18 protein-coding genes are annotated in these 23,776 nt (G+C 69.2%); 7 read left to right on the top strand and 11 right to left on the bottom strand.

The features are described from left to right. Nucleotides 1-19: 19 nt before the first annotated feature. From ACG00X_RS01595 to ACG00X_RS01610, 4 genes are all read right to left on the bottom strand, one after another. A complete protein-coding gene (locus ACG00X_RS01595; RefSeq protein WP_394486175.1) occupies nucleotides 20-709 on the bottom strand; it encodes a pseudouridine synthase in 690 nt (229 codons plus the stop codon). A gap of 295 nt (nucleotides 710-1,004) precedes the next feature. Further along, a complete protein-coding gene (xylA, locus tag ACG00X_RS01600; RefSeq protein WP_394486176.1) occupies nucleotides 1,005-2,321 on the bottom strand; it encodes a xylose isomerase in 1,317 nt (438 codons plus the stop codon). A 109-nt stretch (nucleotides 2,322-2,430) separates the two neighbouring features. After that, entirely contained in the window at nucleotides 2,431-3,945 is a 1,515-nt protein-coding gene (locus ACG00X_RS01605) for an MFS transporter (protein ID WP_394486177.1), read from the bottom strand. 53 nt (nucleotides 3,946-3,998) lie between these two features. Continuing rightward, on the bottom strand, nucleotides 3,999-5,663 hold the full coding sequence (locus tag ACG00X_RS01610) for a glycoside hydrolase family 43 protein (protein WP_394486178.1): 1,665 nt from the start codon (nucleotides 5,661-5,663) through the stop codon (nucleotides 3,999-4,001). Between the two features lie 302 nt (nucleotides 5,664-5,965). Between ACG00X_RS01610 and ACG00X_RS01615 the strand changes: the two genes are divergently transcribed. From ACG00X_RS01615 to ACG00X_RS01630, 4 genes are all read left to right on the top strand, one after another. Continuing rightward, complete coding sequence (locus ACG00X_RS01615; protein ID WP_394486179.1) at nucleotides 5,966-8,101, top strand: alpha-glucuronidase family glycosyl hydrolase; 2,136 nt, start codon at nucleotides 5,966-5,968, stop codon at nucleotides 8,099-8,101. Between the two features lie 149 nt (nucleotides 8,102-8,250). Continuing rightward, nucleotides 8,251-9,279: a LacI family DNA-binding transcriptional regulator gene (locus ACG00X_RS01620; protein WP_394486356.1), complete on the top strand. Its 1,029-nt coding sequence runs from the start codon at nucleotides 8,251-8,253 to the stop codon at nucleotides 9,277-9,279. Between the two features lie 49 nt (nucleotides 9,280-9,328). Then, complete coding sequence (locus ACG00X_RS01625; RefSeq protein ID WP_394486180.1) at nucleotides 9,329-10,159, top strand: NAD-dependent epimerase/dehydratase family protein; 831 nt, start codon at nucleotides 9,329-9,331, stop codon at nucleotides 10,157-10,159. Then, nucleotides 10,156-11,142 carry an SMP-30/gluconolactonase/LRE family protein gene (locus ACG00X_RS01630; protein ID WP_394486181.1) on the top strand — a complete coding sequence of 329 codons (987 nt, stop codon included), beginning with the start codon at nucleotides 10,156-10,158 and terminating at the stop codon, nucleotides 11,140-11,142. The genes ACG00X_RS01625 and ACG00X_RS01630 overlap by 4 nt, the downstream gene beginning before the upstream one ends. A 70-nt stretch (nucleotides 11,143-11,212) precedes the next feature. On the opposite strand, the gene ACG00X_RS01635 is transcribed toward ACG00X_RS01630, so the two are convergent. Both ACG00X_RS01635 and ACG00X_RS01640 read right to left on the bottom strand, forming a co-directional pair. Then, complete coding sequence (locus ACG00X_RS01635) at nucleotides 11,213-13,204, bottom strand: cellulose binding domain-containing protein (protein ID WP_394486182.1); 1,992 nt, start codon at nucleotides 13,202-13,204, stop codon at nucleotides 11,213-11,215. A gap of 502 nt (nucleotides 13,205-13,706) precedes the next feature. Continuing rightward, nucleotides 13,707-14,597 (bottom strand): PEP-CTERM sorting domain-containing protein, encoded by an 891-nt coding sequence (locus tag ACG00X_RS01640; protein ID WP_394486183.1) that lies wholly within the window; start codon nucleotides 14,595-14,597, stop codon nucleotides 13,707-13,709. A gap of 344 nt (nucleotides 14,598-14,941) precedes the next feature. Here ACG00X_RS01640 and ACG00X_RS01645 point away from each other — a divergent pair, with 344 nt between their 5' ends. After that, nucleotides 14,942-16,213 carry a tetratricopeptide repeat protein gene (locus tag ACG00X_RS01645; RefSeq protein WP_394486184.1) on the top strand — a complete coding sequence of 424 codons (1,272 nt, stop codon included), beginning with the start codon at nucleotides 14,942-14,944 and terminating at the stop codon, nucleotides 16,211-16,213. A gap of 126 nt (nucleotides 16,214-16,339) precedes the next feature. Here the strand turns inward: ACG00X_RS01645 and ACG00X_RS01650 are convergent, their stop codons facing one another. The 4 genes from ACG00X_RS01650 to ACG00X_RS01665 form a co-directional block, all read right to left on the bottom strand. Further along, the gene (locus tag ACG00X_RS01650; protein ID WP_394486185.1) at nucleotides 16,340-17,599 is read right to left on the bottom strand and encodes an SGNH/GDSL hydrolase family protein; all 1,260 of its coding nucleotides are present in this window, start codon (nucleotides 17,597-17,599) and stop codon (nucleotides 16,340-16,342) included. A gap of 299 nt (nucleotides 17,600-17,898) precedes the next feature. Next, nucleotides 17,899-18,384, bottom strand: coding sequence for a hypothetical protein (locus ACG00X_RS01655; protein WP_394486186.1), 486 nt, complete (start codon nucleotides 18,382-18,384; stop codon nucleotides 17,899-17,901). Nucleotides 18,385-18,455: 71 nt separating this feature from the next. Continuing rightward, a complete protein-coding gene (locus tag ACG00X_RS01660; RefSeq protein ID WP_394486187.1) occupies nucleotides 18,456-19,886 on the bottom strand; it encodes a phospholipase D-like domain-containing protein in 1,431 nt (476 codons plus the stop codon). A 69-nt stretch (nucleotides 19,887-19,955) separates the two neighbouring features. Continuing rightward, a complete protein-coding gene (locus tag ACG00X_RS01665; protein WP_394486188.1) occupies nucleotides 19,956-20,129 on the bottom strand; it encodes a hypothetical protein in 174 nt (57 codons plus the stop codon). A 237-nt stretch (nucleotides 20,130-20,366) separates the two neighbouring features. On the opposite strand from ACG00X_RS01665, the gene ACG00X_RS01670 reads away from it, so the two are divergent. Next, nucleotides 20,367-21,797, top strand: coding sequence for a sigma-54-dependent transcriptional regulator (locus tag ACG00X_RS01670; protein WP_394486189.1), 1,431 nt, complete (start codon nucleotides 20,367-20,369; stop codon nucleotides 21,795-21,797). Nucleotides 21,798-21,995: 198 nt separating this feature from the next. Next, on the top strand, nucleotides 21,996-23,153 hold the full coding sequence (locus ACG00X_RS01675) for a zinc-binding metallopeptidase family protein (protein WP_394486190.1): 1,158 nt from the start codon (nucleotides 21,996-21,998) through the stop codon (nucleotides 23,151-23,153). Nucleotides 23,154-23,223: 70 nt separating this feature from the next. Here ACG00X_RS01675 and ACG00X_RS01680 read toward each other — a convergent pair whose 3' ends face one another. After that, nucleotides 23,224-23,679: a PA2169 family four-helix-bundle protein gene (locus ACG00X_RS01680; RefSeq protein ID WP_394486191.1), complete on the bottom strand. Its 456-nt coding sequence runs from the start codon at nucleotides 23,677-23,679 to the stop codon at nucleotides 23,224-23,226. Nucleotides 23,680-23,776: the final 97 nt, after the last annotated feature.

The following is a 23,776-nucleotide window of genomic DNA, read 5'->3' on the forward strand; positions in this document are numbered from 1 at the left end:
ATTTTGGGGTGGCGCGTTGTCAGATGGTTAGCGGCCAGCCTGGTTCCGGCGGCGCTTCCAGCCGCAGTGCCGCGCCGCTCACCGGGTGGGTCAGCTGCAGTTGCCAGGCATGCAGCCACAGCCGGTTCTGGCCGAGGTGGGCCGCGACGGCACGGTTCAGCGGGCCCTTGCCATGCGTGGCGTCGCCCAAAATGGGGTGGGCGATGTGCTTGAGGTGCCGGCGGATCTGGTGGCGACGGCCTTGCAGCGGCTCCACCTCCAGCAGCGCAACCCGTGTGGTCGCAAAGCCAGGCTGCGTGGCGATGGGCCATTCGTGGCGCTGCAGCACGCGCCAGCGTGTCTGTGCGGCCAGCATCACCTGCCCGGCCGACGCCTGCTCCGGGTCGCGGGCCAGCGGGTGGTCGACCAGCCCTGCATCCTCGGCCGGCCAGCCGCGCACCAGCGCCCGATAGCGCTTGTCCATGCCGCCCCGCTCGAACATCGTGCCCAGCCGCGAGGCGACCTCGGCCGATAGCGCGAACAGCAGCACGCCGGAGGTGCCACGGTCCAGCCGGTGCACGGGCCACACCGGCCGGCCGAGCTGGTCGCGCAGGCGTTGCAGCGCGGCCTCATCCTCGTGCGCGGCGAGCTGGGTGCGGTGCACCAGCAGCCCGGCGGGCTTGTCGATGGCGACGAGATGGTCGTCGAGGTGCAGCAGGCGCAAGGTCAAGGCAGGGGGGGGGCGGGCAAACGCGGGCGCTGATGGGGCGGCGAATGATGCCTGAGCCGGTGCGCCGGCGGTGCTGTGCGGCCCGCGCTGTCGCTGTCGTGCCCCGGTTGTCGTCCGTTGCTACCCGGGCCCACGCAAGGCAGAACTGGCATGACGACAGAGGCATCCGCGACGCTGACGAGGCAAGGCCGTTCCCGGGCGGCCTCTGACGTGGACGACGTCCCAGCACAGGCACATGGCGCGCCAGCGAGGTGAAGCCCAACGTCGCGGTGCCCTGGCCGCGCCCGGCGATCGCTCAAACAAACGCGTTGACGATGTTCTCCAGGCGCTCCTGGCGGCCGGAGCGCGGGGCCGGCGAGATGCCTTGCGTGTGGACCAGTGAAGCCAGATCGTCCAGCGATGCGCCGCCGGTGATCTTCTGGCCCAGCTCGCCGTTCCAGCCGGCGTAGCGATCCGCCACGGCCTGCTCCAGCTGGCCGCTCTCGAACAGCGCAGCGGCGGCCAGGAAGGCGCGGGCCATGGTGTCCATGCCGCCGATGTGGCCCTCCAGCTGGTCGATCGGGGCTATGGACTGGCGGCGCACCTTGGCGTCGAAATTGGTGCCGCCGGTGGTGTAGCCGCCGTGGCGAATCATCTCCAGCATGGCGGGGACGAGCTGCACGTGGTTGTTGGGGAACTGGTCGGTGTCCCAGCCCAGCTGTTCGTCGCCACGGTTGGCGTCCAGCGAGCCGAAGATGCCTAAAGCGCAGGCGGTGGCCACTTCGTGCTCGAAGCTGTGGCCCGCCAGCGTGGCGTGGTTCACCTCGATGTTCACCTTGACTTCGTTCTCCAGGCCGTAGGTCTTCAGGAAGCCGTAGACCGTGGCGCTGTCGTAGTCGTACTGGTGCTTGGTGGGCTCTTGCGGCTTGGGCTCGATGAGGATGGTGCCCTTGAAGCCGATCTTGTGCTTGTGCTCGACGACGCTGCTCAGGAAGCGGCCGTACTGCGCCAGCTCGCGCTTGAGGTCGGTGTTGAGCAGCGTCTCGTAGCCCTCGCGGCCGCCCCACAGCACGTAGTTGGCGCCACCCAGGCGGTGCGTCCACTCCAGCACATGCTTCACCTGGGCCGCGGCGTAGGCGTAGACCTCGGGGTCGGGGTTGGTGGCGGCGCCGCTCATGAAGCGCCCGTGGGAGAACAGGTTGGCCGTGCCCCACAGCAGGCCGACCTTGCCGTCCTGCATCTTCCTGGCGGCGGCTTCCAGCAGGCCGTCCAGGATGCGGTTGGACTCGGCCAGCGTGGCGCCCTCAGGGGCCACGTCGCGGTCATGGAAGCACCAGTAGGGCAGGCCCAGCTTGCCGAAGAAGTCGAACGCGGCGTCGAGCTTCAGGTGGGCGGCCTTGATGGGATCGGCCTCGGCGAACCAGGGGCGCTGGAACACGGTGTTGCCGAGGCCGAAGATGTCCTCGCCCTTCCAGCAGAAGTTGTGCCAGTAGCAGACGGCTGGGCGCAGGTGCTCGGCCAGCGTCTTGCCGAGCACGACGCGCTGCGCGTCGTACCAGCGGTAGGCCAGCGGGTTGGTGGAGGAGGGGCCTTCGTACTTGACGGTGGGGAGGTCGGAATAGACGGTGCTCATGGCGGGTCCTTACTGCGGGAGCGGGGTGATGAAGGAGGCGGTGGGCGCGTTAGAGGGTGAGAGGGATTTCGGGCCGCAAGGCGGGCATGCGGATGGCTTCCTCACCCGCTCAGGCCGCGACGGCGCTGAGGCCGGCCTGGCGGCGGCGCTGCGCGAGTTCTTCGGACATGCGCAGCGTGGTCTGCTTGTCGAGCTTGTTGGCCAGCAGGCTCAGCGTGCAGCCGGCGAACAGCAGGCCCACGACCAGGCTGGACGTGACGCGGTAGCCCTCCACGGCGTTGGGCGCCGAGGGCTGGGCCGTGTCGTAGCCGAAGAAGCCGGCCAGCAGCCACAGGAAGCTGGCCGAGCCCAGCGCCAGGCCGGCCTTCAGCGAGAAGCCGATGGTGGCGAACACCATGCCGGTGAAGCGGCGGCCGGTCTGCCACTCGGAGTAGTCGGCCGCGTCGGCGTACATGGCCCACATGACGGCGATGGTCGGCGCGTAGAAGACGGCGCCCAGCATGTGCAGGCCCAGCATGCCCCACACGGCCGTGGGCGGCATCAGGTAGAGCGCGCAGGACTGCAGCGCCGACAGCGCGAAGCCGGTGGCGGCCACGCTGCGCCGCCCGAAGCGCGCCGACAGCCCGGCGGTCAGCATGATGACGACGATGGTCGTGCCGAAGCCGGCCATGTTGACGATGCTGTTGAACACGTCGGCCACGTTGGAGCTGGCGAGCTGGTCGCGCGTGCCGTGGACGATGTAGCCCAGCGCATCGGCCACGCTGCCGGTGCCGGCGGGGTCGGGTGTGGTCAGGCCCAGCGCGGCGACGAAGTCGAACATCGCGGCCTTGTCCACGTAGTGGTGGTAGTAGTTGTAGTGGGCGCCGCCGCGCAGCGACAGCATGCCGAAGTTGAAGACCGTGTAGCAGACCAGCGCCAGCCATGGCGAGTTCTTCAGCAGGTCGCTGAAGTCCTGGCGCGGTGTGGCGTGCACCTCGACGATGGGCTTGATGCGCTCCTTCGTCGTGAAGAAGGTGACGAGGAAGAGCACCAGGCACAGCACGGCCCAGATCGTCATCGTGACCTGCCAGCCGTGCGCGCGGCCATGGCCTTGCGCGAACTTGGCCACCAGCGGCAGCGTGAAGCCGCCGACGATGAACTGCGCGACGTTGACCGACACGAAGCGGTAGGCGTTGAGCTTGGTGCGTTCGTTGAGGTCGCCCGTCATGACGCCGCCCAGCGCCGAGTAGGGCATGTTGTTCATCGAGTAGAGCGTCATCAGCAGCGTGTTGGTGATGCCGGCGTACGCGATGACCATGCCGGTGCTCCAGCCCCAGCTCGGGTCGGGCGTCGTGTAGGCCAGGATCATGACGACCGCCCAGGGCACCGACGTCCACAGCACCCAGGGGCGGAACCGGCCCCAGCGGGTGGTGGTGCGGTCGGCCAGCACGCCCATGACGGGGTCGAAGATGGCGTCCCACAGGCGCGGCCACAGCAGGATGGCCGCCGCCGTGCTGGCGGACAGGCCGAAGACGTCCGTGTAGAAGTTCAGTTGGAACAGCACCATGGACATGAAGACGAAGTTGGCGGCGGCATCACCGCAGCTGTACCCCGCCTTTTCCATGAAGGAAAGTGGTTGGCTCATTTGTCTCCTCGTGTGTCTTGAGGTCGTCGCTGCCCGTTGAGGGTCTGTGCGCGTCAGGGTTTGGCTTCGTAGCTCAGATAGTCGAAGTCTGCCGTCTTGCGGGTGCCGGCCAGGTCCTGGCAGGCGATGCCGATGAAATTGCCCGTGAAGCCGAAGCTGTTCGCGAAGCCGTTCAGGAAGCGCGTGGCGAACTCGTCGCTGAGCATGGCCGTGTCCAGCGCCGGGCCCAGCGGCTGCCAGGGGCTCGGCGCCTGGCGGAACTGGAACTGGTAGGTGGCGTGGCTGAACTCGACGGCCAGGTCCACCGGCCCGGCGGCCAGCGGCACCGGGGCGGCTGGCCCGGCGATCTGGCCGTCGCGGTTGACCGTGAGATAGACGACGCGCCGGCCGCTGTCGGGCTCACACGTGACGTGCAGGTAGGCATGGTTGCGGGTGTTGTAGTAGGCCACCAGGCCGGCCATCTGATGGAAGCTGTCAGGCGCGAAGTCCACGCGGGTTTCGACGCGGCAATTGAAGTGCTGCTGGCGGCGGGCGACGAGGCTTTGGTCGAACAGGCTCATCAGCGACTCGCGGCCCGTCAGCCGCAGGTGGCCCGGCCGCGCCGTCAGCGATGCCCAGCTCTCGTCGAATGGGCGGCGCAGCGAGTTCAGGTGGCCGTTGAGCACCGGGCTGTCGAAGTCGTCGCGTGCGGCCTCGGCCGGGAAGGGGTGGGGCGGCAGGTCGGGCGCGGCGGCCTGCATGCAGGGCTGCTGGCTGGCCTGGCCGCCGGGGGCGACGATTTCGGGCCAATCGTCGTCGCGCCAGCGCAGGCGCTGCAGCGCCGTTTCGCGGCCCAGCGGGCAGTGCAGGCCGGCGTAGCCGTGCTCGGGCTTGTTGTTGGCGGCGTTGGGGCCGCTCCACTCCAGCGGGCGGCCGCACAGATGGGCCATGAACCACTCGCCGCTGGCTGTCTCGACCAGGCTGGCGTGGCCGCTGCGCTGCAGGCCGTCGGTGGGCTTTTGCCAGGCGGTCAGCAGCGGATTGCCGGGCAACGTCTCGTAAGGGCCGTCGAGCTGGCGCGAGCGTGCCAGCGTCACGGCGTGTTCGTAGAAGGTGCCGCCCTCGGCCGTCAGCAGGTAGTACCAGCCGTTGCGCCGGTACAGGTGCGGGCCCTCCACGACACCCAGCTCGGTGCCGCGGTAGATGTTCTTCACGGGGCCGACGAGGCGCTTCGCTGCGTGGTCGTACTGCTGCAGCAGGATGCCGTTGAAGTGGTGTTTGCCGGGCCAGTGCGTCCACTGCTGGTTGAGTAGCCAGTGGCGGCCGTCCTCGTCGTGGAAGAGGCTGGGGTCGAAGCCAGAGCTGTTCAGGTAGACGGGTTCGCTCCAGGGGCCGTCGATGCTGGGCGCCGTGATGAGGTAGTTGTGCGTGTCCTTGAAGGCGCCGATGGTGGAGCGGACATCGGTGTAGATGAGCCAGAACAGCCCTTGCGAATAGCTCAGGCAGGGCGCCCAGACGCCGGCGGAATCGGGGTGGCCGGTCAGGTCGAGCTGGCTGGTGCGCGTGACGGCATAGCTGTGGTGGCGCCAGTGAACGAGGTCGCGCGAGTGGTGGATGCGCACGCCTGGCCACCACTCGAAGGTGGAGGTGGCGATGTAGTAGTCGTCACCGCCGGCACCGGGCACGCGGCAGATGGAGGGGTCGGCGTGGAAGCCCGGCAGGATGGGGTTGGCAATCATCGTGAGGTGAGGCGGTCAGGCGTCGCGTGGGCGCAAGGCGTGTGGGTCTGGGCGGGGCGATCGACAGCGGATGTTGGGTGGTATTGGTAGCGCTAGCGAAGAGATCCCCGGCGCAACTGCTCGCCGCGAATAGGGCGGCGGGTGCACCGCATGAAAGGGTGGAATCAGGAGAAGGCCTCTTGGAAAAAGCCGCCACGCTCAGGGTAGGGCGCGGCTTGTGCGAATGAAATGTAGCGCTACCATTTGGCATCGCGCAAGCCGGGAAATCGCCCATGCAGGCGGGCCGGGCGCCAGGAGATGGAATGAACGACAGGTTTCGAGCGCTGGTGCTGGCCCTGTGCCTGGCGCTGCTGCCGGCGTGGGCGCTGGCCGAGGACGGCCATGAACTCTGGCTGCGCTACCGACCGCTGACCGGCGCGGCGCAGGCCCGCCTGCTGGCCGAGGCGAGAGAGGTCGTGCCGCTCGCGGCGCCGTCGCCGACGCTGCAGGCGGCCGTGCAGGAATTGCGGCGCGGCATTGCCGGGTTGGCGGGCCGCGAGCCGGCGCTCACGTCACGTCTGCGCGCGGGTGCCTTGGTGTTGGTGACGCGCAGCCAGGCGCCGCCCGGGCTGGTGCTGCCCTGGAGCGAGCTGGGGGCGGAGGGCTATGTGCTGCGCCGCGTGCACCTGCGGGGCCAGGCGGTGACAGTCATCGCCGCCAACGGCGATCTGGGCCTGCTGTACGGCAGCTTCGCGTGGCTGCGGGCGGTGCAGACGGGGGCGCACCCCGCTCATGTCGACACGCAGTCGGCGCCTCGCATCGGCCTGCGCCTCTTGAACCACTGGGACAACCTGGATCGCCATGTCGAGCGCGGCTATGCGGGCGCGTCGCTGTGGGACTGGTGGAAGCTGCCGGACATCCTGGACCCGCGTTACGTGGACTACGCGCGCGCCAACGCGTCGCTGGGGCTGAACGGCGCGGTGCTGAACAACGTCAACGCCAAGGCCGACTCGCTGACCGCGCCCTTCATCGCCAAGGCAGCCGCACTCGCGGCCGTGTTCCGCCCGTATGGCGTGCGCGTCTATCTGTCGGCGCGGTTCTCGGCGCCGGTGGAGCTGGGCGGCCTGCCGACGGCCGACCCGCTGGACCCGGCCGTGCGGGCCTGGTGGCAGGTCAAGGCGGACGAGATCTACCGCGCCATGCCGGACTTCGGTGGCTTTCTCGTCAAGGCCAACTCCGAGGGCCAGCCCGGCCCGCAGGACTACGGCCGCAGCCACGCCGATGGCGCCAACATGCTGGCGCAAGCCCTGGCACCACATGGCGGCGTCGTGCTGTGGCGAGCCTTCGTCTATGCGGCCGACGCGAGCGACCGCGCCGGGCAGGCGTTCGCGGAGTTCCAGCCGCTGGACGGTCGCTTCGCGCCCAACGTCATCGTGCAGGTGAAGAACGGCCCCATCGACTTCCAGCCGCGCGAGCCCTTTCACCCGCTGTTCGGTGCCATGCCGCGCACGCCGCTGGCGCTGGAACTGCAGATCACCAAGGAGTACCTCGGCTTCTCCACGCATCTGGTGCACCTCGGCCCGCTGTTCCAGGAGGTGCTGCGCGCCGACACGGGGCAGGGCGGCACGGTGGCACGGGTCGTCGACGGTACCTTGCACGGCCAGCGCGTGACGGCCATCGCGGGTGTGGCCAACACGGGAGCGGACCGCAACTGGTGCGGCTCGCACTTCGACCAGGCCAACTGGTATGCCTTCGGCCGCCTGGCCTGGGACCCCGACCAGGACGCCCGCACCGTCGCTCGCGACTGGGTGGCGCAGACCTTCACCGCGCAGCCAGCGGCGCGCGACGCCATCGTGCAGATGATGCTGGCGTCGCGTGAGGCAGTGGTGGACTACATGACGCCGCTGGGCCTGCACCACCTGATGGCCACCGGGCACCACCACGGCCCCGGCCCCTGGGTCGACGATCTGGCGCGCGCCGACTGGAACCCGACCTACTTCCACCGGGCCGGGCGTGACGGCATCGGCTTCGACCGCACGGCCACGGGCAGCAACGCCGTGGCGCAGTACGCCGCGCCGGTGGCGCAGCGCTGGGCCGACCCGCGCACGACGCCGCCCGAGCTGCTGCTGTGGTTTCACCACCTGCCGTGGGATTACGGCATGCCGTCGGGCCGCACGCTGTGGGCGGAACTCATCGCGCGCTACGACCGTGGCGTCGCGACGGTGGAAGACATGGCGCGGCGCTGGCAGGCGCTGAAGCCTGACGTCGACGCGGAGCGGCATGCCGACGTGGCCGCCCACCTGGCCGTGCAGCTGCGCGAGGCGCGCTGGTGGCGCGATGCTTGCATTGCCTACTTTCAGTCGGTCTCGGGCCTGCCTTTGCCGGCGGGCACGCGACCGCCGGGGCTGGACTTGGCGGCCTACAAAGCTTTGCACTTCGGCTTCGCGCCGGGGCGTTGAACGACAGGGCACGCCATGACCATGATGGACAATGAACAGAGCGGTGGCGCTGCGCGCGCCGGCCGCCTAAGAACAATGAAGATTCGAGGTGCAGATTGAAGCCAAACGTGCGCAAGGGGCGTAGCACCAAGGCCGCAACCATCGCCGATGTGGCCAGTCTGGCGGGGGTTTCGCCGATGACGGTGTCTCGCGTCGTCAACGGCGAACAGAACGTGCGCCACGGCACCCGAGACAAGGTTCAGGCCGCGATCACCGCGTTGAACTACATGCCGAATCAGGCGGCACGCCGGCTGGCGGGCTCCGAGCCCATCCGCATCGGCATGCTCTACATCGACCCGACGGCGGGTTATCTCAACGAGTTCCTCATCGGCCTGCTGAACAAGGCCAGCCTGCGCCATGTGCAACTGGTCGTGCAGCGCTGCGACGCGGCGCGCGCGGGCGAGGAGGCCCCGGTGGCCGAGATGATCGCCAACGGCATCGACGGCCTCATCCTGCCGCCGCCGTTCTGCGACTCGCAGCCGCTGCTCACGCTCGTCGCCGAGACCGACACGCCGGCCGTCGTCGTCTCCAGCGGCGTGCCGCCCGAACAGGTCTGCGCCGTCGGCATCGACGACTACCAGGCCGCCTACGAGATGACGCGCCACCTGTTGACGCTGGGCCACCACCGCCTGGGCTTCATCATCGGCGACCCCTACCAGAGCAGCAGCGCGCGCCGCCTCGCCGGCTTTCGCGCCGCGATGCGCGACGCGGGGCTGAACATCGCCGACGAGGAGGTCGTCGCCCAGGGCATGTTCACCTACCGTTCGGGGCTGGACGCTGCGGAGGGCTTGCTGTCGCAGGAGCAGCGCCCGACGGCCATCTTTGCCAGCAACGACGACATGGCGGCGGCCACCGTGGCCATTGCCCATCGGCTGGGCCTGGATGTGCCCAGCGACCTCACCGTCGTTGGCTTCGACGATGCGCCGCTGGCCACGACAATCTGGCCTGAACTGACCACCGTGCGCCAGCCCATCATGGAGATGGCTGGGGCTGCGGTGGACCTGCTGGTGCGACACATCCGTGCGCGCCGCAGTGGCGAGCCATTGCCCTGCGAGCATGAGCTCAAGGATTTCGAACTGGTCCGACGCCAGTCCGACGCGGCACCCCGTCTTCGCCCGCCCTTGCGCAAGGGCGGCTGACGCGCGACAAAACTTCTATTTCGAGGCCCGACGCCGGGCCACAGACCCTATGGAACAACTGACTGGATTGCATTTCAACCGGCTGCTGCTGACGGGCGCCGCTGGCACCCTGGGGCGCATGCTGCGCCCGCGGCTGAAGCGTTATTGCCAGACGCTGCGCGTCTCGGACATCGCGGCCATGGACCCCGCCGCCGAGGGCGAGGAAGTGGTCGTCGCGCGGCTCGAGGACGAGGCCGCGATGTACGAGCTGCTGCGCGGCGTGGACGCCGTGCTGCACTTCGGCGGCGTCTCCATCGAGAAGCCGTTCAGCACCGTGCTGCCAGCCAACATCGTCGGCGCGTACAACCTGTATGAAGCCGCGCGCCGGCACGGGACGAAGCGCATCATCGTCGCCAGTTCCAACCACGTGACGGGCTTCTATGGCCAGGGCGAGACCATTCCGGCCCATGTCGTGCCGCGCCCCGACAGCTACTACGGCCTGTCCAAGGCGTTCGGCGAGAACCTCGCGCAGTTCTATTTCGACCGTCACGGGCTGGAGACCGTCAGCGTGCGCATCGGCTCCTGCGTGCCCGCGCCCGAAGATCGCCGCCACCTGTCGAGCTGGCTGAGCCACGACGACCTGGAGCGGCTGCTCGTCGCCGCGTTGAGTGCGCCGGTGGTCGGCCACAGCATCGTGTACGGCGTCAGCGATAACCGCACGACCTGGTGGCACAACGACCAGAGCCGGCACGTGGGCTACCGCCCGCAGGACAGTTCCGAGCCGTGGCGTGCGGCCATCGAGGCCAAGCAGCCGCTGGTCAACCCGAAGCGCCCCGAGGCGCGCTACCAGGGCGGCGCCTTCGTCACGCTGGGCCCGTTCCCGTTCGCCGGGCAGGAATGAGCATGAGCCACGAGCGCGGTCCCCGCATCCCCTTCCAGCCTGCGGCGCGGTTGCCCGATGCCGCCTTCGAAATCCTCGCGCCCGAGGGGCGCGAGCTGCGGCTGTTCTCGGCCTGTGTGGAGCAACTCGCCACCGGCCTGCAGTGGGCCGAAGGCCCGGTGTGGTTCGGTGACGGCCGTTATCTGCTGGTGTCTGACATCCCCAATGACCGCATCCTGCGTTGGGACGATTGCAGCGGCGCGGTGAGCGTGTTCCGCCAGCCCAGCGGCAACGCCAACGGCCATGCACGCGATGCGCAGGGCCGGCTGGTCAGCTGCGAGCACCTGGGCCGGCGCGTGACGCGCACGGAGTTCGACGGCCGTGTGACCGTGCTGGCTGACCGTTATGACGGCAAGCCGTTGAACTCGCCCAATGACATCACCTGCGGGCCCGACGGCGGCATCTGGTTCACGGACCCCGACTTCGGTATCCATGGCGACTGGGAAGGTGCGCCGGCGACTCGTGAGCAGCTGCACGGCGTCTACCGGATTGCCCCGGACACCGGTGAGCTCACGCGTGTGCTCGACGACCTCGCCGGCCCCAACGGGCTGGCCTTCACACCCGACGGCAAGCGGCTGCTGGTGGTGGAGAGCCGCGCGCAGCCGCATCGGCTGATCTGGAGCTACGCGGTGGATGGCGCGACGCTCAGCGACAAGCGCCTGCTCATCGACGCGCAAGGGTATGGCGCGCTGGACGGCATCGCGCTGGACACGCAGGGCCGCATCTGGTGTGGCTTCGGCGGTGGTGGCCAGCCGGACGCCGACCCGGCGCAGCTCGACGGCGTGCGCGTCTACAGCGCCGAGGGCAAGCCGTTGGCCCACATCCACCTGCCTGAACGCTGCGCGAACCTGTGCTTCGGCGGCGCCAAGGGCAACCGGCTCTTCATGGCGAGCAGCCACTCGCTGTATGCGCTGTACGTGAACGCGCGGGGCGCCGTGCGGTGACGGACTTGCAGGGCCCGGGCTGGCGGCAGCATCAGCATGCCGCCGCGCGTGGGCCCGGGATGGCCCCGGCTCAGGGCGTGTAGGTGCCGTACACCGTGGTGACGCTGGCGGCTGGCAGGCTCACGCTGCTCAGCGTGGCGCCGGCGCTGAGGCTGCCGGCCGCGGTGAGGCTTTCCGTCGCCGAGGTGCGCCACTGCGCCAGCGACGCGAACGCCGTGGCACCCGAGAGCTTGAGGCTCACCTGCGCGGCGCTGCTGCCCGCATTGATCAGCACCACTGCGATTTCCTGGCTGGCCGGGTTGCGGTAGACGCTGCTGTAGACATTGGTCAGCGGTGAGGTCTCGGCATTCAGGCGCACCCAGCCCGGGCGCACGAAGCGGCTGAACTGGCCCAGCGTGTAGAGGCGCTTGTTCTCGGTGATTTGCGTGCCGGCAGCGTTCAGGTTGACCAGGCTGCCCTTGGTGGGCGAGGACGAACTCGTCCACAGCCACCAGTAGCAGAAGGCATTGACCTCGGCGGTCGTCATGTCGGCGTGCACGGTGCGGGCCCAGACCAGGCCGTCGGTGATGGACGCGTCGTTGCTCGCACCCGAGGACACCTCCGTCATCCACAGCCGCTTGCCCTTGGACTTCGTGGTGGTCAACCACTTGGCGGTGTTGTAGACGGTGTTCATGTCGCTGGCGTACTGGTGGGTGCCGACGATGGACACCAGTGGCGCCAGCGTGCTGTCGTTCAGCGCCGGGGCAATGAGGTCGTCATTGAAGTTCATGCCCTCCGGCGCGATCACCGGCGTGGCCACGCCCTTGGCCGTCCAGGCCTTGGACAGCGATGGCAGGAAGGCGCTGAATTGCGCTGAAGTCCAGGAGGCCGACTCGTAGGTCTTGGGCAGGTAGTTGGGCTCGTTCTGCAGCGAGATCGCCATCAGCGGGTAGCCCATGTTGGCCTTGAAGTTTCGGGCGTAGTCGGCGAGCACATCGGCGTAGTCCTGGTAGTGCGTGGGCGACAGCACGCCGCCGATGTCGGGCCAGGTGGTGATGTTGCCCATCGTGCCGCCGATGGTGTTGCCGTTGGCGGCGTCGTCGATCTTCCAGCGGTCGTACTGGTTGTTGGGCGGGGTCCATGGCGTGCTGAAGCCGCGGATGTCGCTGCTGTAGCTGGCGGCCAGGCCGTACAGCGTCTTGGTGTTCTGCAGGTCCCAGTTGGACCAGTTCAGGTTGAAGCTCTTGTGGCCCGTGCTGTCCAGCGTGTAGGTGTAGCGGCCACTGCTGTCCTTCGCCATGAAGGCGTCGTTGTAGGTGGTGGACTCGCGGAACGGGATGCGGTTGCGGATCAGCGTCAGGCCGATGCCCTCGGTCGGTGAGAACAGCAGCTTCACCAGGCGCGCCCGGGTCGTGACGTCAGAGGGCAGGCCCGTCCAGGCGTTGGAGCCGCCGAAGCCTTCGATGGTCTGCCGCACGAGCGTCGGGTTGACGGTGACCACGCCGGTGCCGCTGGTGATGACTGGTGGCGGCGCCGTCGGCACGAGCACTGCGCCGCTGGGCGTCGGCGCCGGGGTGGGTGCAGGTGTCGGTGCTGGCGTGGGGGCAGGTGTGGGCGCGGGAGTAGGGGCAGGCGTGGGCGCTGGCGTGGGAGCCGGTGTGGGCGCCGGTGTGGGCGCGGGAGTAGGGGCGGGAGTAGGTGCAGGCGTGGGAGCAGGAGTGGGTGCCGGCGTAGGCGCTGGGGTTGGTGCCGGCGCGGTGCTCGCGGCGCAGAAGCCCACCGACTCCAGCGTTGCCTGGGCGGCGAGGGTCTTGTTCCATTCCACGCCGCTGAGCGACAGCGTGCTGCCGCTCTGGCTGTACACCGCGTTCCAGACGTTGTTGACGGTGCCGGGCACGGTCAGCGTGCCGTTCCACACCACGGCCGTGGCGTTGGGGTTCTGCACCTTCACCGTCGCGCAGTAGCCGCCGTTCCACTGGCTGTTGACCTTGTAGCTGAGGCTGACGGGCGTGGCGGCGTGCGTGAGAGTGGCGGTCAGGCCGGCGAGGGCCAGGCCGAAGGTCAGGCGTTTGAGTTGATGCACGGAAGGCCTCCAGGAGGATGGGTTGGCTGCGCCGTGCGCAGCGACAGAGGGGTCTTTCTGGCGTGCCAGTGGGCGTGCTGCTCGTGCTCGACCGGCCGATCCACTTCCGCCGAAATGGGCGGACCTGCAAAGGCAGGCCCCGACATGCGCTGGGCGCGCCAACGGCAGGTCAGCCGCGCCTGGCTTCTGGCCGGTCAAGCCGGTCGGGAAAGCGCCCGGATCATCCCTGCATGTCCACCCGCCTGGCAATGCGGATGTGCGAGCGGCTTGTAACGGTTGTGCGCAGGGCCTGCGGCGCTGAACATCTGCCGCCGAAATCTGCGTTCGGCCTCGATCACGCCGGGTAATTGCTTGCGCCTGACAAACTGGGCCTACCGCGACGGCTGAGCGTGCAGTTGGCCGTCGGCCCCGGCGGGAAACTGGCTCTGCCGGCGCTCAAAAGAAAAGGCCTCGCGTGTGCGAGGCCCGTGCGTGGCGCGCGTCGGGGCGCGCTGAGGGGGGATCAGGCTTGGTCGACGGTCTTGCGGCGGCGCTTGGCCAGCGTCAGGCCACCGAGGGCCAGGCCTGCCAGGGCCAGCGAGCCCGGCTCCGGCACGTTGTTGGTCGGCGGCGCGGCGCCGGCCGGCAGGTCGATGGCGATCAGCACGCAGGACAGGCAGTCGGAGTTCACCGAAGAGCTGATGTTCAGGTTGTTCAGGCCTGGGTTCAGCAGGCTGGTCACGCTGAAGTCACGGATGTCCCACAGGCTGCCGTTGCCCGCGCCGCCCGCGCCTGCCGGCACGGTGCTGCCATCGAACACGGCACCGGCCGGCGCGATGGTCTGGCCATTGCCGATGACGGCGGCGTCAGGGAACTGCTGGCCGTCGGAGACATGGAACTGGGCCGACGCGTTGCCGGCCGTGTAGTCGATGCCAGCAAGCGTGATGTTCCAGCCGTCGGCGTCGTAGGCGTTGTTGATGTTGGAGTCGTTGCCGTTGAACATCACGACGTCACGGTTGTTGGCAGTGTTGCCGTCGTCGTAGAAGACGACCAGCGAGACGCCGTTCACGTCGATGCCGTTGGGCTTGACGAAGTTGTCCAGCGAGTAGGTGCCGTCGCCGGTCACGAGGCTGGTGACGTTGGCGCGGTAGGCAATGCTGTTCGCGAAGCCCCAGCAGTTGTCAGACGAGATACCGAGGAAGGTGCCCGTGATGGCCGTGCCGTTGAACGTCACGTTCGCGTTTGCGGTGGGGGCGGCGGTTGCGGCCGCGTTGCTCGGGCCGTGCCAGAACAGATAGGCCTCGCTGACAGTGCCCGAGCCAGTGCCCGTCACGTCCAGCGAACCGGTGCCCAGGTCGCGCATGCCACCGTAGCCGAAGGACTTGAAGTCGGTGTCATAGACGGTCTTGAACATCGTCAGGTCCGTCGCGGAGGCTGTTCCGGCCATCCCGATCGCCAGCATGGCGCCGACAACGAGGCCTGCAATTCGTGGTGATTTGTTCATCGCTGATATCCAGTTTTGAAATAGCGGGCCAAGCCCGGCGACGCTGGCGAGCACGAGCTGTGCCACCGGATCTTTCTGTTTGATATCAACTGCTTGCGAGATACCCCCAATTCGTTGCGTCTTCAACTGTAAGAAATGTCGACACTTCAGATTTGGGGGGTGAGGCCGCTCCGATGTCGGCTTCAATGGCGACCTTTGCGAAGAACACACACGCACCATTCGTTATGTCTGCAGCTCTGCCCAGAAAAGCCCTGTTGTTATTGCCCGCCCTCTGGCTAACGGCCACGTGCCATGCCGGTCCGGTGGATCAGCGGGGGCGTGTCGGTGTCGCGGCGAGTGCGGTCTCCGACCCACAGGAGGGGCCGCTGGGGCAGGGGTTCGGTGCGCTGCAGAAAGGCCGCTGGGTCGACGCGGAGCGCGATTTCGGCGCCGTGTTGGCGCAGCAGCCCGGGCATCCCCGTGCGCTTGCAGGGCTGGCCCAGGCGCTGCTCAAGCTCAACCGTGCCGAGGAGGCGGGACAGCGGCTCGAGCAGGCCCGCAAGGCCGCGCCCGAAGACCCGGTCGTGATGCTGGCGGCGGCACGCTACGAGGCCTTCCGTGGCCGCGGCGAGGCGGCGATGGCGCTTTATCGGCAGGCGGCGGCCCAGGCGCCGAAGGACGAGACGGCTCACCGTGACATGGGTGACCTGCTGCTCAACCGGCTCAACCGGCCGGCCGAGGCCGTCAAGGCCTACTCGCGTGCCATCGAGCTGGCGTCGCAGGACGGCGCCGCTCGCTTCGGGCTGGCGATGGCCTTGCTGGCGACCGATCGCAAGGCCGAAGCGTTGAAGTCTCTGGCCGAGGCCGAGCGCCTGACGCTGAACGACCCCAATCCTGCCTACATGTCTGGGCGCATCCATGCGTCGGAGAAACGCTTCGACGCGGCGATTGCCGCGATGGGGCGCGCGCTGGAGTGCGCGCCCGCGTTCGTCCCCGCGCTGAGCGATCGGGCTGATCTGCAGGCCGAGGCGGGGCAACCGGCGGCAGCAGTGGCGGACTATGAACGGCTCATGAAGCTGCAACCGGGCAACCCGACGACGCAGCTCAAGCTCGGCATGCTCTACCAGCGCGTCGGCCGGTTTGCCGAGGCGCGCAACGCCTACCTGGCTGCCCTGCAGCGCAATGACCAACTGGCCGTGGCGTACAACAATCTGGCGATGATGGGGCTTCGTCAGGGCAAGGACGAGGCGCAGATCGAGCCCTGGGCGCGCAAGGCTGTGGCATTGGGCGGGGCCGTGCCGCACTTCCACGACACGCTGGGCCAGGTGCTGGCCGCCAAGGGAGACGCCCAGGGGGCGCTCGCGGCGTATCGCGAAGCGGTGAAGCTGGCGCCGGGTGAGCCCGAACTGCAGTTCCACCTGGCCCAGGCCTACGAGGCCGCCGGCCAGCGCGGCGAGGCGAAAGCCGCCTATCAGCGTGCGCTGGCGGCCAAGGGGGGCTTCGAGCAGGCGCCACAGGCACGCCAGCGGTTGCAAGCGCTGCGCTGACCGGACCGGCCCGACGAGACGGCCGCCGGCTCGCGCAGCGGCCGGTCGGCGACGGGGTGGCCCGCCGCTGGCATGTCCATGCGACCGGAAGGCCAGGTCGCACCGGCCTGGCGGACCTGTGCACGCCTATTTTTGTCCGCAGCGCCGGTTCAGCCACTCGACCGGGAAGGCCTCGGCCATGGCCTGGTACCCGGCCAATGACGGGTGCAGGCCGTCGTTGTCGAATTCGCGCCGGAGGTGCGAGGGCCGCGCGGGGTCGCGGGCGAGGGCGTCGAAATCCACGACGCCATCGAAGCGGCCGGGCGTGCGAATCCAGTCGTTCAACGCCTGCCGGTCCGTCTCGTTCTCGGGGGCTGGCCGGTAGTAATCGCTGCCGCCGTAGGGCATGACCGTGGCCGCGAACAGGCAGACACCGCGCTCGCGGGCCTGGCTGGCAAGGGTCGTCAGGCCTTGTTGCAACTCGGCCAGCAGCGCCGCCCGCGAGGCCGGCGTCGTGGCGCGCTGGCGGTGGCTGGTGCCGAGGTCGTTGACTCCTTCCAGCAGCACGACATGTGTGACGCCGCTGCGGGCCAGTGCGTCGCGGTCGAAGCGGGCCATGAGCTTCGGGCCAAGGCCATCCTGCAGGATGCGGTTGCCGCCGATGCCCGTGTTGACGACGGCCGCGGGCCGGCCCAGGGCCGCAAGCCGGCGGGCGAGGGCGTCCGTCCAGCGCTGGTAGCTGCCTGCCGGGACGCCATAGCCGTCGGTGATGGAGTCGCCGATCGCCACCAGCACCGGCTGCGGCGCCGCGCCGCCTACATCCAGTGCAGCGAGCTGCCACCAGCCGTCGCGCGCCACGGCGTCGGGCCAGTCGGTGGCATCGGCGCGGTCCCCCGGCGCTGTCCAGCTGTTGATGCGTGATCCGGGGTGAGCGGTTGCGGCGGCCGGTGCCGAGACGATGTGCATCTGCACGGCGAGGTCGGCCCCGCGCGGCACCGCCAGCGCCACGGGGTCGCTCCAGGCTTCGGCGCCGGGCGGGAGGTTCAGGGCCCGCATGCCATCGAATCTGAGTGTTACAAGGCTACCTTCTCGCAACAGCGGGGTGGCCGGGCCGGCCGGCGCGGCGAGCAGTGCAACGCTGGCCGAACCGAGCTGCAGGGGCTCGCGGCCAAACAGATTGGTGAAGCGCACACGCAGCGTCGTGCCGGCGGCCGTTGCGCGTATCACCTGGCGAAAACTGACGTCGCGCAGGGGGGCTGCCCCAGGGGACGAGGGCTGTTCAAGTTGCGCGCTGCCCCACGCGGCGATCCAGCGCGAGTGGTCGGCTGGCTGCACCGTTGTGGCGCATCCGGCCAGCAGGCTGCAGGCCACGACGGCCGCCGAGCGCAGCAGATGGAGGTTCTTCATCGCCGTGGCGCGCGTGGCGCAAGTAGTTGCAAATGACATCGCCAGGAAACTGCCCCCTAATCCGAGAATACGTTCGGTTAGATGGCCAAAGACAGTGTGTTAACGAACAGCACCAAACAGCGAGGTTATGCCATGTACAGCCAATACCGCCAAAACTATGTTCCCAGCCAGCCGTTGCCGCGCTGGATTCAGCGTCTGATCGCCTGGCTGTGAAGGGCTGGGCGCTGCGCGCCTGGCCGCGTGGCGCATGTCGTTACTGATTGCCTGAGCGCCGCGTCTGCTGGCGCGGCACCGTGCAATCAGGCCGCCTGCAGTTCCGCCGACTCCATGACAGGGCGGCCGGGTGCGGCGAAAGCGGGACCATAGGGCGCCGTGGCGAATTCCTTGTGCAGGCGTTGCAGCAGATCCTCGCGATCGGGCTGCGGTGCGCCGCACGAGGTGCGCGAGGCGATGGCGCGGTCCAGTGCGCCTTCGATGCCGTTGCATTGCACCGAGTAGGACGTGTGGTGCGGTTGGCCCTGGCGATCGGTCCAGGTGGCCACCACGCGCAGCACGGGGCCGCAGCTGCGCATCGCCCATTCGAAGCGGATGCCGGCCGTGCGTGTGCGGCTGCGGCGCATCAGGCGGCCCATGGCGCTGCCGCCGGGCCGGCGCTGCCGCGGTGCTTGCTCATCGCCGGTGGCGGGGGTGGCCGCAGCGTCCGGGGTCACGGCCGGCTGCGTCGGCTCGACGCGGTGCAGGGGCGTGGCTTGGACGGAGGCGGCGAGTTGAGCGTCGAAATCCATGTCAATGACTCCTTGGCAGCGGGTGAAGGTGAAACCTGTCTGCCATGGGCAAGCGGTGTGCCCGCGGCGCGTCAGAGCAGCGGTTCGATGACGCGCGCCAGCCCTTCCAGCAGGCGCTGACCCAGCCCGCGCTGGGCCCAGCGGCGGGCCTCGATCGGCGTGGACGTGGCGAGATCGCGCGAAAACAGGGCCTGCATCTGTTCGCCGAAGTCGTCGCCCAGCACGATGACGTCCATCTCGTTGTTGCCGACGATGCTGCGCCAGTCGAGGTTGCTGGAGCCGACACTGGAGAACACGCCGTCGATGACGGCCGTCTTGGCGTGCATCACCGCGTGGGACATCTCGTGGATCTGCACGCCGGCTTCCAGCAGTTGCGCGTAGCGGGAGCGCGCGGCGTGCAACACCATCGTCACGTCGCTGCGCCCCGGCAGCACCAGGCTGACGGCCACGCCGCGGCGGGCGGCGGCGCACAGCGCGTCGATCAGTTCGGACCCCGGCGCGAAGTACGCCATCGTCAGCTGCACGCTGCGCTGCGACGCGTTGATCGCGTGCAGCAGCGCCGTGTACGTGGGATTGATGCCGTTGGCGGGGTCGCCGGCCACAAGCTTGACGACGCGCTGCCCCGGTGCCGGCACGCGCGGCGCCGGAGCCGTTGGCAGTTCGCCCTTGCAGCCCTGGCGCTCCCAGGACTCGCGAAAGACGGTGGCTAGCGCGGTGACCACCGGCCCGTGCAGCGCTACCTGCGTGTCGCGCCAGCCCTGCCGGTCAGCGTCTTCCGGCGGGCGCTTGCGCCGGGCGCTGCCGAAGGAACCTTCGGCGTAGACGTTGCTCAGGTTGATGCCGCCCGTGAAGGCGACGTCGCTGTCCACCGCCAACATCTTGCGGTGGTTGCGTTGCAGCAGGCCCCAGTGCCCGGGCCGCTCCAGCGGATTGACCGGGTTGAAGGCGCAGACGGCCACGCCGTCGTCGCGCAGCTTGTCGAAAAAGGCGCGCTCGGTGCCCATCGATCCGACGCTGTCGTACATCAGCGCGACGCTCACGCCCGCGCTGGCCTTGGCCTTCAGCAGCTCGGCGACTTCGGCCGCCACACCCTCGTCCTCGACGATGTAGAACTCCACGAGGATGCGGTGTTTGGCGGCGGCGATGGCCGCCTTCATCGCGGCAAACGTGGCCGGGCCGTCGACCAGCAGCCGCGCGGTGTTGCCGCGCAGCAGGCGGTTGTCGCCGTTCTCGGCGAGCACCGCGAGGTGGCGCTCGAACAGCGCTGCGTTGCCTTCCGCGCGCACGCGGGCCAGGTCATGCGCCTCGGCCGCCGCCGAGACCGGGCCGGCATGGCCGACCAGCGTCACGCGGTCCGCCACGGCGGGCGCCGAAGCCGGGGGGGATGGGGACGGTGCGGCGCGCGCAGGCAGCCGGCCGCAGGCGGCTGTCGCCGCGAGCACGCCGAGCGCCAGCAGCAGTCCTAACCACCCGGCGCGTCGCCGGGCGCGTGCTTGGTTCATGTCGAGGGCCAGATCGGTTGGCAGCACCCATCGCTGCAACCCGCAACGAGCAAGCCACGTGCCGATGGGTCAGTGCGGGCGTTGGTCGATGTGCGCAACCGCACCCGGTGGGGCGGGCGGCGGCGTCGCGGGCGCGAGTTCTTCCAGGCTGGCGCCCGGGTCCTCCTCGCCGGCAGCGGAGGTGCTGTCGGCGTCGGCGATGGCGGCATCGTTCGGCGAAGGCGGGGGAGGACGCGGGGTCATCGGAGGGCCCTGAACAAGGCGTGGCGAGCACGGCTGGGAAAAGCTGCTGCAAATCCTGCCGACCGAAGGGCGCGATGCGTCGTTTTGAACGGCACCCGGGCTGACAGTTGCAAACGGCGTGCCGTCCTACGAGCGATCGACCTGCTGGGCGAGAATCCACGCGATCGTTTTCGACGAATCTCTCACCCATGGCCCGCAGCCCCATCGATAGGCTGACAACTTTAGGAACCAACCCCGATGCCCCATGCCCTGGTGGTGGATGACGACCCCGATTCGGCCGCTTCGCTGCGTGCGCTGATCGCGGGCGAGCAGTTCACCGTCTCCGTTGCCCACACGCTGCGCGACGCGCGGCGGCAGATCTCGCTGCAGCAGCCGGACATCATCCTGCTGGACCTGCGCCTGCCCGACGGCAATGGCATGGACCTGCTGGCCGACCCCAAGCTCGTGGCCAATTCCGAGGTGGTGCTGTGCACCGGCCACGCCAACCTCGAAACCTCCATCCAGGCGCTGCGTCTGGGGGCGGCCGACTATCTCATCAAGCCCGTCAACCTCACGCAGCTGCAAGGCGTGCTGTCGCGCATCATGAAGCCGGCGGCGCTGCAGGCCGAGGTGGAAGACCTGACCGCCAACCTGGCGCAGTCGGGTCACTTCGGCCACCTGTGGGGCCGCAGCGCGCCCATGCAGCGCATCTACCAGCAGATCTCGCGCGTGGCGGGCACCAGCGTGTCGGTGTTCATCACCGGCGAGTCGGGCACCGGCAAGGAGGTGGTGGCGCAGACCGTGCACGACCTCAGCCGCCGCCGCAAGCGGCCCTTCCTGGGCGTGAACTGCGGGGCCATCAGCCCCAACCTCATCGAGAGCGAGATCTTCGGCCACGAGAAGGGCAGCTTCACCGGCGCCGAGCGCCAGCACCAGGGCTTCTTCGAGCGCGCCAGCGGCGGCACCCTGTTCCTGGACGAAATCACCGAGATGCCGCTGGAGCTGCAGGTCAAACTGCTGCGCGTGCTGGAAACCGGTCGCTTCATGCGCGTGGGCTCCACGACCAGCCAGGAGACCGACGTGCGCATCATCGCCGCGACGAACCGGCAGCCCTACCAGGCCGTGTCCACCGGCAAGCTGCGCGAGGACCTGCTGTACCGGCTCAACATCTTCCCCATCGACCTGCCCCCCCTGCGCGACCGCGCGGCGGACATCCCGCTGCTGGCCAACCACTTCCTGGCCGGCATCAGCGAGAAGGAAGGGACGGTGCGACGCTTCACGCCGGCCGCGCTGGCGGCGCTTGTGGAATACCCCTGGCCCGGCAATGTGCGCGAACTGCGCAACGCCGTGCAACGCGCCTACGTGATGGCGCAGGACGAATTCGTCGACGAGGCCTGGCTGCCGACGGTGCAGAGTGTCGGCCTCGCATCGGGCTGGGGCTCGATCGACAGCGCAGCGCCCGCGCGCGCGAGGGCACCGGAGCCCGATGCCGTGCCCAGCATCACGCTGCCCATCGGCTCCAGCGTCGCCGAGGCCGAGCGCGCGCTGATGCTCGCGACCTTGCGTCATTTCAACCATCACAAGGAGCGCACGGCCGCCGCGCTCGGCATCAGCCTGAAGACGCTCTACAACCGGCTCAAGGAATACGCGGCCGAAGGGACGGCGACCGACGGGCCGGTGCGCGAGTGAGGCGGGGCCGGCGGCGCGGGTTCGCAGCGTCGCCGGCCACGGCCCACGCCGGCACGTGGCTTGCCGTGAAGCGGCGCTGACCACTTCCTGCAGAGGCCTGACCGTGCGCATCGCCATTGCCCCTCACATCGCTGTCGCTGATTCGCGCATCGCGCGGGGCCGGTCCTTGCCGGCGGCGCCCAATGGGAGCGCGCAGACATGACGCCGGCTTCTTCGACGGCCCGGCGCGCCGTGCCTCAGCCCACCACGCCGCGTGCCTTTGCCTGCCTCTGTGGCCGGCCAGTGTTCTTTCGCAACAGCCAGTGCCTGGCCTGCGGGCGGCCATTGGGTTATGCGGCCGAGCGCGGTGCGCTGCTGGCGCTGGAGCCCGCGCCGCAGCGGGCAGGCAGGGGCGGCTGGCGCGAGGCCGGCCGGCCGGCGCGCGGCGCGCCGCGTTACGCGCGTTGTGCCAATCTCGATTCGGCAGCCGCCTGCAACTGGCTGCTCGGCGCCGACGAGGCGGCTGCCGGCTTCACCTTGTGCCGCTGCTGTCGCCTGACGCGCACGGTACCGGACCTGACCCGGCCGGACGCCGGCCTGTGGTGGTGCCGCATCGAGCAGGCCAAGCGTCGGCTGGTGTCGTCGCTGCTGGGCCTGTCGCTGCCGGTGCGGGCCCAGGCCGAGGTGCCCGACGGGCTGGGTCTGGCGTTCGATCTGTTGATCGCGCCGCCCGAAGGGCCGGGCGTCATCACCGGCCATGCCGACGGCGTCATCACGCTGGACGCTTCCGAAGCCGACGACGCGCGCCGCGAGGCCCGGCGGGACAGCCTGGGTGAGCCTTACCGCACGCTGCTGGGCCATCTGCGTCACGAGATCGGCCATTACTACTGGCAATTGCTGGTGGCGCCGAGCGCGTGGCTGGCGCCGGTGCGCGAGGTCTTTGGCGACGACCGGGAGGACTACGCCGCCGCGCTGCAGCGGCATTACACGCAAGGCCAGCCGCCGGACTGGGGCCAGCGCTTCGTCAGTGCCTATGCGAGCTGCCACCCGTGGGAGGACTGGGCCGAGACCTGGGCGCATTACCTGCACCTGGTGGACACGCTGGACACGGCGCGCAGCTTCGGCCTGGACGGGGAGCGCGTGGAGTTGAGCTATGAGCGCTTCGGCGCCGAGGTGCTGGCCGGCATCCCTGTCGCGGCGCCAGACGACAGCGCGGCGGAGTTTCTTCACCTCATCAACAGCTGGATGGAGCTGACCGGCGTGCTCAACGAGCTGTCGCGCAGCATGGGCGTGGCGGACTTCTATCCCTTCGTGCTGTCAGCGCCCGTCGTGCGCAAGCTCTACTTGGTGCACGGCGTCATCCGCGCCGCGGGCTGAGGCCCGGCATCGGCGCGCAAAGGGGGAGGGCCGCTCCGCCCGTGGGTTGGCAGAGCGGCCCGGGCGCTCGTCAGAGCGCGGCGGCGCGGGCTGCGTCGCGCTGCATGCGCACCTGCAGATGGTTGCGCTTCACGCCCTCGTACTGGCGCTCTACGACCAGGCGCACTTCCGGCGGCAGCGGCTCGTCCAGTGCCTTGCGGTAGCTCTCCAGCGCGCTGTCTTCGCCGCGTTCGGTCTCTTCGAGGATGGCCTTGTCGGTGTAGCCGGCCAGCGTGCCCTTCACGGCCACCCAGCCGCGGTGCAGTGCACCTACCGCCGTGCCGCTGTCCTCGGCCTTGCCGCCCAGTCGTGTCACCAGCTGCTGCAGCTCTGCTGCGGCCTGGCGGCACTCTTCGGCGCGGGCCGTGAAGCTCTGCTTCAGCGCCGGGTCCTGCATGTACTCGGCCGAGGTGCGGAAGCCGTACTCGCCGTCCTTGCTGGTTTCGATGAGGTCGTTCAGCGTGTCGATGATGTCGTCGTTGCTCATGTCGAGGTTCCTTTCAAGGTGGAGAGGTGCTGTGCGACGGCGCCGCAACAGCACGCACCTCCATCAGGGCACATGGCGTGCCCGCCCCATGAACAAC

This window comes from Pelomonas nitida (genome assembly GCF_043555975.1).
Taxonomy (GTDB): domain Bacteria; phylum Pseudomonadota; class Gammaproteobacteria; order Burkholderiales; family Burkholderiaceae_C; genus Pelomonas; species Pelomonas nitida.